We start from the raw sequence: 16,559 nt of genomic DNA on the forward strand, positions 1-16,559 counted from the left end.
TTCCCTCAACGTCCGAGAGTCCCGGAGCCGGGGGACGGCTCCGGGACTCAAGGGGATCACCAGGGCGCGATCAGAGACCGGCGACCAGGTTGGTGACCGGGGCGGTGTTCAGGCCGGTGACACCCTCGACGGTGCCGACGGCCGTGTCGACCAGACCGGTGACCGGGGCGATGCCGTCCACCAGGCCGGTGACGGTGCCCAGGGCGTTCACGGACAGGCCGCCGGAGACGTTGTCGAGGTCCGCGTCCGAGATCTCGACGGTCTCAACCTGGGGGGTGGAGTTCATGGTGGAACTTCCCTTCATATGGATATCTCACAAGGGGGGAGCGGCCCCCTCTGGGGACAGATGACGGCCGCGGCCCGCGGGTGCCGGGTTGCCGGGCGCCGTCTCCGGCGGCCCTTCGCGGCCCTGCGGTGCGATGGATCAAAGCAGGTACGACGCCGACACATCCAGTCACTCACCCGTCCCACCAGGCAACTTGCGTCACAGCCGAGGGAAACCGTGCAGGCTCCGGCACGGCTTGTCGGCGACTTCTTCACACCACGGGCGGGGTTCGCCCGGACGGTCGGCGGGAGCCGGCGAGGCGAATCAGACACTCCCGCCCCAATGACGTGCGCGGCACCGCGCAGTTGTGCAGAACCCCCGCTCCGCGTGACCCACTCGGGCATTCGATGTGCAGATTTGCTGAAGCGAGGATTCCGCTACGGAGCGCCATGGAACGCGGTCGGCCGGTCACTCATCGTGCCGGTGGAGTGGCGGTGAGCAGCCCGGCGCCGGTGTCCGCCGTGTCCGTCCGCGCCGGGTGAACCACTCGGCGGCCCGGCCGCAGGCGCGCTCTCCGCCTCCGCCGCCCGGCGGCCCGGTGCCGCAAGGACCGCTGCGATCAAGCCATCCGCGCCGACGCCGCCCGCCGCGACGACGCGGACCGCCGCACTGCCGTCATCGTCACGACCGCCCCCCCCCCGGCGGCCGGCCCGGCGATCGCGGCGGCGGGACCCGCGGCCGCCGCCGGAGCCGCCCTCGACAGCCCTCCCCCCTTGAGTGCATGGCCCATGACCAGGGAGGACGCGGCATCGCCCGGTCGCCGCACGGGACGTTGACGGTCCGTCCGGCGTAGGCCCCCGGGAGCGCGAAGCCGATGGAAAGGATCTTGTCGGCTTCCACGGTCGTAGTCGTCATATGGGCGACTCCTCCCCGGACTCGGACCCCGGAAGCCGGTCATGGCCGATTCACGATCGCCGGGCGGAAGCCGGCGCGCGGAGTTGAACGCGCCCCGCGCCCCCTGCGTACCAACCGGCAACCAGGCGCCGCTGTACGGAGCTGCCGACCCCCGGCAGCCAGACCCCGTCCCCCAGGAGGTCGAGTAGTTTGAGTCACAAGCGAATTCCGAAGCGCAAGGCCGCGTTCGCGGTGGGCGGCGTCGCGGCGCTCGGAGCGGCGGCGCTCCTGATCCCCTACGCCAACGCCTCCCAGGACGGCGACACCGGCGCCGCCGCGGCGCCCACCACCCTGAAGGCGTCCGACGCCCCCGACCTCGCCGCGCAGTTGGCGGACCTGCTCGGCGACGCCTTCGCCGGCTCGTACTACGACTCCGACCAGCAGCAGCTCGTCGTCAACGTCTCCGGCGACGACAACAACGTGATCATCCAGGCCAAGAAGGCCGGCGCCGAGGTCCGCGAGGTGGAGAACAGCACCGCCGAACTCGAGGCGGCGGCCCAGACCCTGAAGGCCGAGGCGACCATCGCGGGCACCTCGTGGGCGGTCGACCCCCGGACGAACCGGATCCTCGTCACCGCCGACTCCACGGTCACCGGCGGCAAGTGGGACCAGCTCGAGACCACCGTCCAGAGCCTCGGCGCGGACACGGCCACCCTCAAGAAGTCGGCCGGCACCTTCAAGACGTTCGCCTCCGGCGGCGACGCCATCTTCGGCGGCGGAGCGCGCTGCTCCCTCGGCTTCAACGTCACCGCGGGCGACGGCACCCCGGCCTTCCTGACGGCGGGTCACTGCGGGGTGGCGGCCGAGCAGTGGTCCGACGCCCAGGACGGCGAGCCCATCGCCACCGTCGACCAGGCGGTCTTCCCCGGCGACGGCGACTTCGCCCTCGTGAAGTACGACGACCCGGCCACGGTCGCCCCGAGCGAGGTCAACATCGGTGAGCAGACCGTTCAGATCACCGAGGCCGCCGAGGCGACGGTCGGTGCCGAGGTCTTCCGCATGGGCAGCACCACCGGGCTCGCCAACGGCCAGGTGCTCGGGCTCGACGCCACCGTCAACTACCCCGAGGGCACCGTCACCGGGCTGATCCAGACCGACGTCTGCGCCGAGCCCGGCGACAGCGGCGGCTCCCTCTTCACCCAGGACGGCCTCGCGATAGGCCTCACCTCGGGCGGCAGCGGCGACTGCACGGTCGGCGGCGAGACCTTCTTCCAGCCGGTGACCACCGCCCTGGAGGCCGTCGGCGCCACCCTCGGCGACGCGGCCGCCGGCGACGACGCGGGCGCGGGCGAGGAGGCCGGTGCCGGTGACGAGGCCGGTGCGGGCGCCGGCGAGGAGGAGGCTGGCGCCGGCGATGAGGCAGGTGCGGGCGACGAGGCCGGTGCGGGCGCCGGTGAGGAGGCAGGAGCGGGTGAGGAGGCCGGCGGCGAGGACGCCGGTCAGGAGACGGGCGAGGAGGCCGGTCAGGAGACCGGGTACGGGGCCGGCTACGAGGACGCCGGCGCCGGGGACTCCGGGTTGACCGAGACCCACTGACTCCGGCAGCGGAGCGGGAGCCGCCGAGTCAGGCCGGCGGCCGCACGGGCCGTACGAGTCCGGTGGCCGGCCGGCCGGGCGGATGAGGCGGAGGCCGGCGGCCGGCGGCCGCAGGGACGGTACGAGTCCGGCAGCCGGGCGGGAACCGCCGCGTCCGGCAGCCACGGCACCAGCCGCGCGGTTCGCCGCGGGCCGTACGGTTCGCTGCGGGCCGCACGGCCCGGCAGCCGAGCCCGCCGCACCGGGACCGGCAGCCGCGGCGGGGCCGGGCCGTACGGGCCCGTCAGCCAGCCGGACGGGACCGGCGGGATCGCCGGTCGAGCGGACCCGGGTTACCGGGCCGCCGGTGTGGACCCGCGGTACCGAGTTGCCGGTGCGCGGCCCACGGCACCGGGCTCCCGGCGTGACCCCACGGCGCCGGGCTCCCGGCACGGACCGCCGATCGGCCTCACCAGCGGTTCCCGGCCGATCGGTGGCATGGTCCGGCCCTCCGGCGGGAGGGCCGGACCGGCGGGTTTCCGAGCACCTGACAACCCGTCACTCACCCCGGCGCCTGAAAACCCGTCACTCCAGCTGCCTGACATCCCGTCACTCACCCGCCGCCTGACACCCCGTCCCTCTCCCGGGCGCCAGGCCCCCGCCGTCGGTCGTCCCCGCTCGCCCGCAGCAACAGCAGCGCCACGTCGTCGATCCGCTCCTCCGCCGCCGCGCGGTGCCCCACGAGTCCGTCGGCCAGTTCCTCCAGCGGCAGGTCCCCGGCCTCGCCGAGCCGTCGGCCCAGCCCGGCGACCGCGTCCTCGATGTCCACGTCCGGTGACTCGATCAGCCCGTCCGTGTAGAGGGCGAGCACACAGCCGGGGGAGAGGTCGACCTCCGTGGCCGTGTACGTCGCCCCGCCGTCGATGCCGAGCAGGGGACCGCCCGCCAGGTCGAGGACGCGCACCCGTCCGTCCGGCCGCCGCAGCAACGGCGGCGGATGCCCGGCCCTGGCCATCACCGCCCGCCCGCGCCCGGGGTCCAGCCGCAGGTAGAGGCAGCTGGCGAACAGGTCGGCGCCCAGGTCGATCAGCAGCCGGTTGGTGCTGCTCATGATCTCCGCCGGTTCCTGACCCACCGTCGTGTACGCGCGTACGGCGGTCCGCAGCTGGCCCATCAGCCCCGCCGCCGTCACGTTGTGGCCCTGGACGTCCCCGATCACGGCCGCGGGGAGCGGCCGCGAGGGGACCAGGTCGTAGAAGTCGCCGCCGATCTCCATGCCGCGCGTGGCGGGCAGATAGCGGGCGGCCGCCTCGATGCCGGGCAGACGCGGCAGCGAGTGCGGCAGCAGCGCCGCCTGGAGCCCGTGGGCCAGCCGGTGCTTGGCGTCGTAGAGCAGCGCCCGGTCCAGGGCCTGCGCGGGTCAGCCCGGCCATGCTGGTCAGCACCGCGCGCTCGTGCGGGGGGAAGGTGCGCGGCTCGGGGTAGGCCAGCACACAGACCCCCACCGGCCGGCCGGAGGCGATCAGCGGCAGATAGGCCCAGGCGGCGAAGCCGTCGGGGGTGGCGTACCGCGCCGGGTACAGGCGCTCCAGATGCTGCCGCGAGTCGAAGAACGCCGGCACCCCGTGCGACACGGCGTGCGCGCTCGGCACCGGGGCGGACAGCGGCATCCCGTCGAACCGCTCCACCACCCGCGCGTCGCGGTAACCGTGGTGCCCCAGCACCTGGAGTCGCCCCGCCCGCGCACCGAGCAGCGCCAGCGCCCGGCTGCCCACGGCCGGGGCGATCTCGTCCGCCACCAGGCGCACCACGTCCCGCACGCTCACCGTCTCGGTGAGCGCCCCGGCCAGGCTCAGCGCCTGCGACATCGACACCAGCCGGGCCGGCGCGTCCCCCAGCCCGCGTCCGGCCGGGCGGGTCTGCGCCACCCCGGGCGCCCGGCTGACCCGTACGCTGAGCCCGGTCGTCGACGGGTACAGCCGGAACGACAGCCAGTCGGAGGGCGGCCGCAGTGCCACGAACGACGTGACGCCCTGGCTGAGCAGGGCCGCCCGGTACCGCTCCTCGTACGTGGGATCGTTGAGCCACGGCACGGACGCCCACAGCTGCACGCCCATCAGGTCGCTCACCGGCACGCCCAGCAGGTCGGCCGCGGCGGCGTTGGCGAACGCCACCCGCCCGTGCAGATCCAGCGCGACCAGTCCGTACGGCAGCCGCGCCACCATCCGCGCCGCCTCCACCGAGCCCAGGGAGTCGGCGACGCCACCGACCGGCCCCGTGTCCAGCGGACGGGTCTCGGCGCGCACCGGCCGGTTCTCCGCCGCGGCCCGCTCCAGCCGCAGCGCGAGCCGGTCGCAGGCCACCTCCAGCTGCTGCCGCTCCCGGTCGGACAGCTCCGGGGGATGGGAGCCGGGCCAGGTCACGAAGACCGCGCCGTACACCTTCACGTCGGTCGCCACCGGCAGCGCGGCCAGCGCGAAGGGGTACGGCAGGACGACGGCGATCCGCGGATAGCGGCGGGCCATCTCCTCCTCGCCGCCCACCCAGACCAGCCGCCGCTCGCGGACCGCCTCGGCGACCGGGATCGGCGCGCTCAGCCCGACGCGTTCCCAGGGCGCCGCGAACGACCTGGCCAGCCCCGCCATCACCGCCATCTCCAGCACCGGTTCGTCACCGCGGCACAGGTAGACGGCGCCCGAGTGGGCCCCGACGGCGTCCAGCATCGCCGTCAGCGCCGACGACATCACCGGCCGGCCGGCGGAGGCCCCGACGGGCGTGGGCGGAGGCCCGGACCGCTGTCCGTCGGACACGGCGACCACCTCCTCGCCCGGACGCGCGGTACCAGGAACCAAATCTGCCCCCGGACGGCCCGGCGCGCACGGCGAGGGGCCCCACGACCGGCGCCGACGTTTACCCCGTCCATGGACGGCCATGCCCCCCTGATCGATGCGCGCGGCGGCGTACGGGCGCCGTACGTGCGCCCCCGCGCCTCCCCGTGGCCGGTTCTCCGCGGCCGGGAAACGGTCCCGGGACCCAACAATGGGCACGCTCACACCACCACGGAACCGGCGGAACAGCCGAGCGAAGGGACGGGCAGTGATCCGGTTACTTCTCGTGCACGACGGGTGTCTGGTGCGATCGGTCCTCGCGCAGTGGCTGTCCGGGCAGCCCGACCTGCGGGTGGACGACACACCGTGGCGCAGCGCGGCCGGCCGCGTCCGGTCCGTGCGGCCCGATCTGTGCGCGGCCGACCTGGACTGCCCGGACACGTACGGCATACCGCCCCTGGGCGACCTGTGTCCCCGCGGCACCGGCCAGACGGTGCCGCGCCTGCTGGTCCTCGCCACCGCGAACCGGCCCGGACTGCTGAAACGGGCCCTGGAAGCGGGGGCGCTCGGCTACGTCGACAAGGCGGGCGCGCCGGAGGAGCTGCTGCGCGCCATTCGCGAGGTCGCCCGGGGGAAACGATTCGTCAGTGAGTCGCTCGGCTTCGGCTTCCTCAGGGCCGCCGAGATGCCGCTCACCCGGCGGGAGCTGAGCGTGCTAACCCTCGCGGCCGAGGGCGCCTCCGTCGCGGAGATCGCGGGCAGCCTGCACCTGTCCCACGGGACCGTGCGCAACTACATGGCGGCCATCACCCGCAAGACCGGGGCCCGCAACCGCGTCGACGCCATCCGCATCTCGCAGGGGCAGGGCTGGCTGTGAGGAGGGCTCCCACCGGCCGACCAGCTCACGGTAGAGCGCGGACCGCCGCAGCACCTGCGCATGCGTCCCGTACGCCGAGCGCGGCCCGTCCATGACGAGCACCCGCTCCGCGCGCCGCGCCGAACTGATCCGGTGCGCCACGACCACGAGCGTGCCGCCGGGCCGCCCGGCGAAGGCCCGCTCCGCCCGTTCCTCCGCCTCCGGGTCCAGGTGACAGGTCGCCTCGTCCAGCAGGGCGAGCGGGGCGTGCGACAGATAGGCGCGGGTCAGCGCGATCAACTGGCGCTCGCCCGCGGACAGCGCCGCCGGGTCCACGACGCCCTGCGGCCCGCCGACCCCTTCCAGCAGCGGGGCGAGCCCCACCGCCTCGGCCGCGGCCACCATCTCGTCCCCGGGCACCGGGTCCGCCCGCAGGTACGCGAGGTTCTCGGCGAGGGTCCCGCCGAACACGTACGCCTCCTGCGGTACCAGAACCCGCCACCCGGCCGCCTCCGCCACGGGCCGTCCGCCCACCCTCACCTCGCCCCGCCCCGGATCCAGCAGCCCGGCGACCAGCCCGGCCAGCGTGGACTTGCCGCTCCCGCTCGGCCCCACGACGGCCAGATGGCCGCCGGCCGGGAGTTCGAGGCTCACGTCGTCGACGACGGGCGCGGAGGCGGGGCCGTAGGCGAAGGTGACGGAGGTGAGGGAGAGGGCGGGTGCGGCCGGCCGCGGGGGTGTGACGTCCGCGGGGGCGGCCGGCCGCGGGAAGGGGAGGGCGGGCGCGCGGTCGGCCGGCTCGAAAGGGGATCCGGTCGGCTCGGCAGGGGATCCGGCCGGCTCGCCGGGGGATCCGGCCGGTTCACCGGGTGGCGCCAGTCGTCGGAGCACCACGGTCAGCCGGGAGCCGCTCGTGCCCAGGCCGTGGATCAGGCCGCTGAGGGCCGGGAGGAGCGACTGGGTGACGTAGGCGAGGGCGCCGACCAGGGCGCCGGGGGTCGTGCCGTGGGCGAGGAGCCAAGGGGCGCCCGCGAGGAGCAGGACGACGGGCACGTGGCCGCCGAGCGCCAGGCACACGACGCGGATGACGCCCCAGCGGGCCAGCGAGCGGGCCGCCCGCAGCTCGGCGCCGGCCGCCTCGGCGAGGTGCGCGGCGATCCGGTCCTCCGCGCCGGCGGCCGAGACGTCCCGCAGCCCCGGACAGACGACACCCAGGCGCTCCGCGAGGGCCTCGTCGGCGGCCAGGAACTCCTCCTGGCGTCGCGCGAGCGGCCGCAGCGTCGCCGCGAACAGGCCGACTCCGGCGGCGAGTGGGGGCAGGACCACCAGGAGCAGCGGGGGAGCGAGGGCGAAGAGGCCGGCCAGGGCGCCCGCCGAGGTGAAGAGGAACGACCGGGCGACCATCACCAGGCCCGCGAAGGTGTCCCGGGCGATCTCCACCTGCTGGGTGAGCCCGGACAGCGCCCCGCCGTCCCCCTCCCGCACCCCGCGCCCCACCACCCGCGTGACGAGCCGGTCCCGCAGCGGCTCCACCAGTGCCGCGACGGCCCGGTACACCCGCCCGGTCCCGTACGCGCCCACCAGCACCCCGGCGCCGGCCACCGCCAGCCACCCGAGCCCCACGGCGGCCCGCCCGCTCAGGAACCCCCCGTCCAGCGCCCGCGCCAGGGCGTACCCGAGCAGGAACGTCTGCCCGGCCTCCAGCACGGACCAGCCCGCGAGCCGCAGCAGCACCCGGGGGCGGGCCCGCAGGAACCGCACCGCCCGGTGACGGAGCGGGCCGTCCAGGCCACCACGGCCGGGACGAACGGTCCGGCGCGCTGCGGGGCCGGCCACGCGGTGAGCCCGCACCGCCGTGTCCGCGGCGCGGTCCTCCTCCGGTGCCGCGGCCGCAGGACGAGGCGCGTACGGCGCCGGGTCGCCCGCGCTGTCCGCGTGCTGCGGTGTCGGGGTGTCCTGTGGTGCCGGGGTGTCGGGGTGGGGGATCTCCTGCGGTGCTGTTGCCGCGCGGCGGGGCCCCTGTGGCGTCGGGTCGCCCGCGCTGTCCGCATGCTGCGGTGTCGGGGTGTCCTGTGGTGCCGGGGTGTCGGGGTGGGGGATCTCCTGCGGTGCTGTTGCCGCGCGGCGGGGCCCCTGTGGCGCCGGGTCGCCCGCGCTGTCCGCATGCTGCGGTGTCGGGGCGCCGGGGTGGGGGATGTCCTGCGGTGCTGTCGTCGTGCGGTGGGGCTCCTGTGGTGTCGGGGTGTCCGCGCCGCCGGTCTCCCGGGGTGCCCGGTCGCCCGTCCCCCGTGCCCTCACCGGATCGGCTCCGTACCGTCGGGGGGCCCGACGGCGTCCGGTTCCGCCGGGGCCGGTGCGAACACCGCCCGGTACGCGGGGTCCCGCCACAGTTCGGTGTGCGGCCCGACCGCCCGCACCCGGCCCCCGTCCAGCCAGGCCACCGCGTCGGCGCGGGCGGCCGTGGCCGCGCGGTGGGCGACCACCAGCCGGGTGCCGCCGGCGGTGCCGAACACGGCCTCGGTGACCTGGTGCTCGGTGACCGTGTCGAGGCTGGAGAGGGCGTCGTCGAGGACCAGGAGACGGCCTCCTTGGGCGAAGGCGCGGGCCAGACCGAGGCGTTGGGCCTCGCCGCCGGAGTGCGGGGCCCGGGAGAGAGGGGTGGCGTAGCCGTCGGGCAGGCGGCGGACGAAGGCGTCCGCGCGGGCCGTGCGCGCCGCCTCCCGGACCCGGGCGGGGCAGGGGCGGGGTAGACCGAGGCCGATGGTGTCCCCGACGGTCGTGCCGAGGAGAGCGGGGCGGTCGAAGGCGTGCGCGATCGCCGTGCGCAGGCCGGACCGGGAGAGGGCCGGCAGGGGGACGCCGTCCAGCAGGACCTCCCCGGCGTCCGGGTCGGTGAGCCGGCCGGCCAGCGCCGCCAGCAGCGACTTGCCCGAGCCCGAGCGGCCCACGACGGCCAGGGCCGTCCCGCCGGGCACGACGAGGTCCACGGAGTCGAGCACGGTGCGCCCGCCGCGCCGGGCGGTCACGCCGCGCAGCTCCAGCCGCCCCGGCCCGCCCGGCGGGAGGCTCCGCTCGCCGTACCCGGGCGCCGGGTGCGCCCGTACCTCGGCGAGGCGATCGGCCGCCGTACGGGCGCGGACCAGGCCGGAGACCCGGCCGACCAGCACGCCGACGCCGCCGGCGAGGACGGCGTAGCGGGAGGCGGCGAGGACGTCGCCCGCGGAGACGCGGTGCCGGGCGAGGAGGAGGCCCGCCACCGCGACCACCCCGAGGTGCAGCAGCGGGGCCACGGCGACGGCCTGCGCCGCGGCCCGCCCCTGCACGTGCCACATGCGCCGGCCCGCCCGGCCCAGCTCGGGCAGCGGCCGCAGGACACGTGCCGTGTCCCGGTCCGCCGTACCGGCCGCGCGGATGGTGCGCGCGCCGGCGACCGCCTCGGCGAGCGCGGCCGCGATCCGGCCCTGGACGCGCTGGTAGTCCGCCACGCAGGAGGCGGTGTCGCGGGCGAGGCCGCGCAGCAGGAGGGCGAGGACGGGGGCGCCGGTGAGGAACACGGCCGCGAGCCACGGGTCGATCAGGGCCAGCGCCACCACCGCGCCGACGGGTCCGGCGAGCGCGGCCAGCAGTGCCGCGCGGGCGGTGGGCGCCGTGCCGGCCTGGGCGGCGTTGCCGACGAGGCGGGCGACGAGGTCGCCGGGGCCGAAGCGGAGGGTGAGGCGGGGACCCACGGCCAGGACGTGGCCGGTCGTCCGGTCGCGCAGGAAGGCGGTACTGCGGGCGTCGACGGTGCCGCCGAGCACGGTCTCGCACCCGTCGAGCAGGGTCAGCAGCAGGACGAGGCCCGCGCAGGCCAGGACCCAGCGGGTCGCCGGGCCGTGTGCGAGCAGCAGGTCGAGGGCGCGGCCCAGGGCGGCCGGCAGCAGCAGTCCGGCACCCGTCGCCGTCACGCTCGCCAGGCAGAGGGCCACGCAGTGCGGCCCGCTGTGCCGGGTCGCCGCACCGAGCAGCTCACGGGCGGTCGGCGTGGTCGGCCTCGCCGGCGTGGTCGGCTCCACCGGGGGTGTCCTTCCTCGGGCGGACGGACCCCGGGCGGCCCTCCCTCACGGGTGAGCCGCCCGGGGCGTCGGTCATGCGGTGCCCGTCAGAGACAGAGCAGGACGCTCGCCGCGCTGATGCAGGACAGCAGGCTGACGGTGCTGGCGCCGGTGCTGCCGGTGTGCTCGTCGGATTCCATCGTCTGCAGGTCGAGCAGGGCCATGGTGATGTCCTTTCGTCCGTTCGATCGGATGATCGTCCCGTGGGGACGGGGTGGGGTCACGGCTCCGTACGTGGCGCAGCCGCGTCAGTGGGCCGCCGGTGCGGCGGCGGGAGGAAGGGCAGATGGGCGCCGGTGCCCTCGTCGAGGGCGGCCGAGAGCGCGAGCAGGCAGCCCGCGGTGCCGGTGGCGAGATCCATGGACAGCCGCATCATCTGGTGTCCGGGGAAGGCGAGCCGGCCCCGGTAGGTCATGGCGAGCCAGCCCAGCCCGTCGATCTGCCGGTCCAGCCGGTCCCGCGTCGCGCCGGGCGCGGTGGTGCGGGCGAGGTGCAGGATCATTCCGGCGCGGCCCTGGAAGAGACCGGGCTGCGCGTAGAAGCGCGAGGTGGCGGCGGTGACGATGCCGTCCCGGTCCGGCGCGAAGCCGTCCGCGGCGTCCCGGTCGTGCGCGAGGTACTCGTCGAGCACCGCCCCCACGCCCACGCTGCCGTCGCCGAGGTACGGCATGGTCCGCCACCCCTCGTCGACCTCCAGCGCACCGCCGTCGCGCCGCACGCAGCGTTCCAGGTCCCGGCGCAGGGCGCCCGCGGCCGCGTCCAGCAGCGCTCGGTCCCCCGTCGCCTCGTACTGCCGCAGCAGGAACAGCGCGGGGCCGCTCGCGCCGCGCAGCAGTCCGGCCCGGCGCCGGGGCGCGGCCGGTTCGGCGAGGCGTTCCACGAGGATGCCGGCGGCGTCGGCGGCCCGCTCGCGCAGCTCCCGTTCGCCGGTCGTGTCCGCGAGGTGTCCGAGGACCAGGCCGAGGCCGGCCAGCCCGCCGTGCAGGTCGGGGGAGAGGCGCTGCCAGCGCTCGCGCAGGACGCCCTCGACCAGGTCCAGGGCGCGCTGCCGATGGCCGAGGAGTTCCAGGACGTGGGCGACGCCCGCGAGCCCGTCGTACAGGCCGAGCGGTGTGCCCGCCGGGGCGGGCGCGGTGCGCTCAAGCAGCCAGCGCTCGCCCTCCTCGTAGCGTTCGGAGCCGGTCGTGGCGAGCGCGTACAGCACGCCCGCGGCGCCGTGGGCGAGGCCGAGCCCGCCGCCGTCGGAGAACTGGGCGACGTCCCCGGGGAAGAGCCGGTCGTCGCGGTCCGGGGTCGCCGACGCGAGGATCGCCCCGACCATGGAGTCCCGGCTGCGCGGCCAGTCACCGGGCTCGACCCGGGAGTGCGGCGCCGCCGGCACGGGCCCGCCGGCCGTGGGCGTACCCGTGACCGGCCCGCCGGCCGTGGGCGTACCCGTGACCGGTCCGCCGGCCGTGGGCGTACCCGTGACCGGTCCGCCGGCCGTGGGCGTATCCGTGACCGGTCCGCCGGCCGTAGGCGCAACCGCTACCGGCCCGCCGCCGGCCGGTGCCCGGGTGATCTCCGCGACCGCCTCGGCCAGGAAGTCCTCCGGCACGTCGGGGAACTGCCGCGCGATCACCTCGGCGAGGTGCGCCGCCTTGCCCCGGTCGACCACGAACAACGTGGTGACCGGCAGGAACAGGGCCAGCCGCAGACAGGCCAGCGCGTACCGGTCGACGTCGGCGCCCCGGCGGTCCGGCGGGGCGAAGAAGCCGGGGTGCGCCACCACCTGGCGGCCCCTCTCGTGGGCCGGGGCCGCCGCCTCGAAGTCGATGAGGAACACCGACTCCTCGTCGGGGGCGACCATGATGTTGAAGACGTGCAGGTCGTTGAAGACGATCCCGCGTGCGTGCACCTTCTCCACCGCCCGCTCCACCGCCCGGTGGACGCGCACCGCCCACGCCGTGTACGCGGCGACGGCCGCGGGATCGGGGTCCTGCGTGAGGAGCGGGTGCCGTTCGGCGAAGAACCAGTTGAGCGGCCGCCCCTCGACGAAGTCCATGACCAGGAAGCGGTGGTCGCCGAGCGCGAACCAGTCCCGCACCTCGGGCACCACCCCGGTGCCCGCGACCGCCTCCAGCGCCTGCTTCTCCCGTTCCAGCCGGGCGATCGCGTCGGCGCCGTCCGAGGCCAGCCCGGCGTGCGGGCGCCCCTCCTTGAGCACCACCTTGCGCCCGTCGCGGGTGTCGGTGCCCGCGTAGACGCCGCCGCCGTTGGAGAAGTGCAGCGCCTTCTCGATGCGGTACGGCAGCTCGCCCACGGTCGTGGTGTTGCGGGCCGCCAGGTGCGGCTCCAGGAACGCGGGCAGCGTCACCCAGGCGGGCACCTGGAAGGACGGCGCCCGCCGGTCCGGCACCAGCCGTCCCCCGCCGTCGCGCACCGCCGGCACCAGCGAGCCCCGCTCGTCCACGACGAACATCCGGGCGAACGCGCCGTAGCGGACGTAGAGCGGGCCGTCCTCCCAGCGCAGGTCGGTGAGGACGTACGGCCCCTCGAAGCCCTTCAGGAGCGCGCCGAGCTCGACCAGCACCGTGTGCAGCTGCTCCTCGTCGGCCGGGTAGACGGTGACGAACTTGCCGCTGCCGTCACGGGCCGCGTACTTGGTGTTGCGCAGGTGCAGCAGGTGCGGGCCCGGCAGGAACTTGAACGGGACGCGGCGCGGCACGCAGTAGTCCCACACGGCCGCCGCGATCTCCTCCGCGTTCACCCGGGTGGCCGACGCGTGGATCTTCCAGCCCTGGGCCGGAGCCGGGGCCGGTGTCCCGTCCGGGCCGAGCGGGGTCAGCGCCAGCCAGTCGCCGATCCGTGCCGCCTCCCAGCCCTCGGGCACCGCCCGGCGCGCCGCCGCGTACAGCGGCGCGTCCTCCCGGGCACCGGCGAGCCGGTCGGGCGTCTCGTAGAAGTGCGCGTCCGCCAGCGCGTACACCTCGTACCGCGCGTCCATCGTGTCCCCCCTTCGTGGCCCGGCCACGAGACTTCCAGCGGGGCGCGGGTGGCGGACAGTCCCGCCTGTCACGAGATCGCCGTGCGGAACGCATGAGTAAAGACATGTTCGGCTCCTTTCGAGCCGCGTCCCGCTTGTGGGGGGTGTTTTTCGGTGGCTCGTCCCGCCTGTGGGGGGTGCTTTCGGTGGCTCGTGCTGGCTGTTGGGGGTGTTTTCGGTGGCTCGTGCCGCCGTGGGGGCGTTTTCGGCGGCTCGTGGGGGTGCCTTCGGCGCCTCGGGTCGCCTGTCCCGGCGCTTTCCGCGCGACCCGCACGGGTTCTCGGGCGTCGCCCGCGCCCGGTCCCCCCGGGACCTCTCCCGCTGCCCGCGCCCCGCCCCCCGGGATTTTCCGGCGGCCGCGCCCCCGCCCCCCGGGACCTTTCCCGCGGCCGCGCCCCGCCCCTCCCGGGACCTTTCCCGCGGCCGCGCCCCGCCCCTCCCGGGACCTCTCCCGAGGCCCGCGCCGCCCCCCCGATCTCCGCCGGAAGGTCGCAGGGGCTGCGAGACCGTCCCACAAGCGCTGTAATACGGACGTGGTCGGTCAGGGTGCTGCGGAGCGCGGAACGGCGGCGCTGCGTGCCGAGGTCGCCCTGGAGACGATCGCGGCGGACCCCGCCTCGCCCGAACGGGTACGGCGCGTCCTCGAACAGGCGCTCGTCTTCGCGGGCGCGACCCTCGCCGCCGTCTACACCCCCGCCGACGGCGGCACACTGCTGTGCCTCGTGGAGTCGGCCGGCGTCCCGAGGACCCTGTACGGGCTGCGCGAGAGCTACCCGGCCGACGGGCACTCCCCGGTCGCCGGCGTCCACCGGGACGGACGGCCGCTGTGGCTGGGCCCCGGCGACCCCGCCGACGGCGTCGAGCCGCGCCGCGGCGCCACCCGGGACGTCCACCTGGCGGTCCTGCCCGTGCACGACGGTGCCGGCGGCTGCCTGCTCGCCGTGAGCGAGCGGCCCGGCGGCTTCGGCGGCGACGACCGGGACTGTCTGGCGCTCGTCGCCGAGGCCGTCACCCCGCCGGTGCCCGCCGCGCCGCCCGAGGGCGGCGAACTGCCCGCCAACGCCTTCAGCCTCGCCGTCGACACCGGACGCGTCGACGTCGGCGACGGGGTCCTGGAGCTGTTCGCCCTCGGCCGGGACGCCTTCGACGGCCGGGTGGAGACCCTGCTCGGCCTCACCGTCCCGGAGGACCTGCCCTCCCTGATGTCCGTGGTCGAGGCGGACCATCTGTCGGTCGGGGAGCGCGAGCTGGAGTTCCGCGTGCTGCAACCCGACGGCCCGCCCAGGTGGCTGCGGCTGCGCGGCCGGTCCGTGCCCGCCGGCGACGGCCACGCCGCCCGTCTCGTCGGCACCGTCGCCGACGCCTCCACCCTGCGCTCCGCCGTCACCGACGTGGCCCGCGTGCAGCGTCTGGCCGCCGCGCTCGCCACCGCGAGCACCGTCCGCGACGTCGGCCGGGCGGTCGTCTCCTCCCTGCGCGTCCCCCTGCGGGCGGACCGGATCGCCCTCGCCGAACTGGAGAACGACCGCCTCGTCGTCACGGTCCTCGACCCGCCCGAACCCGAGGCCTGGCCCGAGCTGTGGCGCCGGGAGTGGCGCACCGAGTGGCCCGACGCGCCGGTGCGCGCCATGCCGACCCTCGCCGCCGCCCTCCGCGAGGGCCGCGCCCGGATCTGGCCCGCCGGCACCGCGCTGGAACCCGCCCTCGCCGAGGTCGGCCCCGGCGGCCTCGCCGTCCTGCCGCTGCCCGCCGCGGGCCGCACGGCCGGCGCCTGCCTCATCGGCTGGGACACCCCGCACGACTTCGGCCCCGACGAACGCGCCCTGCTCACCGCCTCCGCGGGCCTCGCCGGACAGGCCCTGATGCGCGCCCGCGCCTTCGACGCCGAGCACGAACTCGTCGGCATGCTCCAGCGCCAGCTGCTCCCGCGCCGCCTGCCGAAGCTCCCCGGCGCGGTCGCCGTCGCCCGCTACCTGCCCGCCACCGCCGGCCTGGAGGTCGGCGGCGACTGGTACGACGTCATCCCGCTGCCCGACCACCACGTCGCCCTCGTCATCGGCGACGTCCAGGGCCACAGCACCGCCGCCGCCACCCTCATGGGCCAGATGCGAACCGCCCTGCGCGCCTACGCCGCCGAGGGCCACCCCCCGGACGTGGTGGTCGCGCACGCCAACCGGCTCCTGCTGGAGCTGGAGACCGACCTCTTCGCCACCTGCTGCTACGTCGATCTCGACCTGGAGACCGGCACCGCCTGGTGCGTGCGCGCCGGGCACCCGCCGCCCGTGCTGCGTCACCCGGACGGCTCCACCGACATCGCCGAGACCGACGGCGGCCCCCCGCTCGGCGTGGTCGTGCAAGCAGACTTCCCGATGACCCCGCTGCGGCTGCTGCCCGGTACCGTCCTCGCCCTGACCACCGACGGGCTGGTGGAGTCCGCCGCGTCCGACATGGACAGGGGTATGGAGCGACTGGCCCACGGACTGTCCGTCTCCGACCCCGCACACCTGGGCCTGGTCGCCGACGCCCTCCTCGGCGACGCCCACCGCGGCGACGACGTGGCCCTGCTCCTGCTGCGCTACGACGGCATGGCCGTACGGCCGCTGCGCGAGGGCTGGACGGTGTGGCGGGTGCCCGAGGCCGCCCGGCACGCCCGCCGCTTCACCCGGCGCACCCTGCGCGCCTGGGGCGTCTCCGACGACGCCATGGACGCCGCCCTGCTCGTCGTCTCCGAGCTCGTCACCAACGCGCTCGTGCACACCGACGGCCAGGTCCGCCTCGACCTCACCCTGATCCACCACCGGCTGCGCGTCGCCGTCACCGACACCTCGCCGCGCACCCCCGTCCAGCCGACCGACCCCGGCTGGGAGGCCACCGGCGGACGCGGCATCCTCCTCGTGGAGGCCGTGTCCGACACCTGGGGAACGGTGCCGGTCAGCGGCGGCAAGCAGGTGTGGTGCGAGCTTCCGGCGGGGGAGTGAGCCAGGACGCGCGCACGTGTCCACGGGGGCGGGCAGGGTACCCG

The 16,559-nt window shown here is 76.2% G+C and carries 7 protein-coding genes and 2 pseudogenes; 3 read left to right on the forward strand and 6 right to left on the reverse strand.

Translation table 11 applies throughout. The annotated features are described in order from the left end of the window. Positions 1–70 precede the first annotated feature (70 nt). The gene (locus ACFYWQ_RS20040) at positions 71–286 is read right to left on the reverse strand and encodes a type A2 lantipeptide (protein WP_385063904.1); all 216 of its coding nucleotides are present in this window, start codon (positions 284–286) and stop codon (positions 71–73) included. Positions 287–1,369: 1,083 nt separating this feature from the next. Between ACFYWQ_RS20040 and ACFYWQ_RS20045 the strand changes: the two genes are divergently transcribed. After that, entirely contained in the window at positions 1,370–2,755 is a 1,386-nt protein-coding gene (locus ACFYWQ_RS20045; protein WP_389518154.1) for a S1 family peptidase, read from the forward strand. A 592-nt stretch (positions 2,756–3,347) separates the two neighbouring features. On the opposite strand, the pseudogene ACFYWQ_RS20050 reads toward ACFYWQ_RS20045, so the two are convergent. Next, positions 3,348–5,553 (reverse strand): annotated as a pseudogene (locus ACFYWQ_RS20050) (PP2C family protein-serine/threonine phosphatase). Positions 5,554–5,773: 220 nt separating this feature from the next. Here ACFYWQ_RS20050 and ACFYWQ_RS20055 point away from each other — a divergent pair. Further along, positions 5,774–6,355 (forward strand): annotated as a pseudogene (locus ACFYWQ_RS20055) (LuxR C-terminal-related transcriptional regulator); the annotation flags it as partial. On the opposite strand, the gene ACFYWQ_RS20060 reads toward ACFYWQ_RS20055, so the two are convergent. The 4 genes from ACFYWQ_RS20060 to lanKC form a co-directional block, all read right to left on the reverse strand. Further along, positions 6,278–8,206: an ATP-binding cassette domain-containing protein gene (locus tag ACFYWQ_RS20060; RefSeq protein ID WP_389518335.1), complete on the reverse strand. Its 1,929-nt coding sequence runs from the start codon at positions 8,204–8,206 to the stop codon at positions 6,278–6,280. The pseudogene ACFYWQ_RS20055 and the gene ACFYWQ_RS20060 overlap by 78 nt on opposite strands. A gap of 506 nt (positions 8,207–8,712) precedes the next feature. Further along, a complete protein-coding gene (locus ACFYWQ_RS20065; RefSeq protein ID WP_389518155.1) occupies positions 8,713–10,473 on the reverse strand; it encodes an ATP-binding cassette domain-containing protein in 1,761 nt (586 codons plus the stop codon). Between the two features lie 86 nt (positions 10,474–10,559). Continuing rightward, positions 10,560–10,676: a SapB/AmfS family lanthipeptide gene (locus ACFYWQ_RS20070; RefSeq protein ID WP_389518156.1), complete on the reverse strand. Its 117-nt coding sequence runs from the start codon at positions 10,674–10,676 to the stop codon at positions 10,560–10,562. Positions 10,677–10,732: 56 nt separating this feature from the next. Next, on the reverse strand, positions 10,733–13,498 hold the full coding sequence (gene lanKC / locus ACFYWQ_RS20075) for a class III lanthionine synthetase LanKC (RefSeq protein WP_389518157.1): 2,766 nt from the start codon (positions 13,496–13,498) through the stop codon (positions 10,733–10,735). A gap of 572 nt (positions 13,499–14,070) precedes the next feature. On the opposite strand from lanKC, the gene ACFYWQ_RS20080 reads away from it, so the two are divergent. Further along, entirely contained in the window at positions 14,071–16,515 is a 2,445-nt protein-coding gene (locus ACFYWQ_RS20080; RefSeq protein ID WP_389518158.1) for a SpoIIE family protein phosphatase, read from the forward strand. The last annotated feature ends 44 nt before the right edge of the window (positions 16,516–16,559 follow it).

Origin of the sequence: Streptomyces sp. NPDC003247 (assembly GCF_042888135.1) — a bacterium.
Lineage (GTDB): Bacteria > Actinomycetota > Actinomycetes > Streptomycetales > Streptomycetaceae > Streptomyces.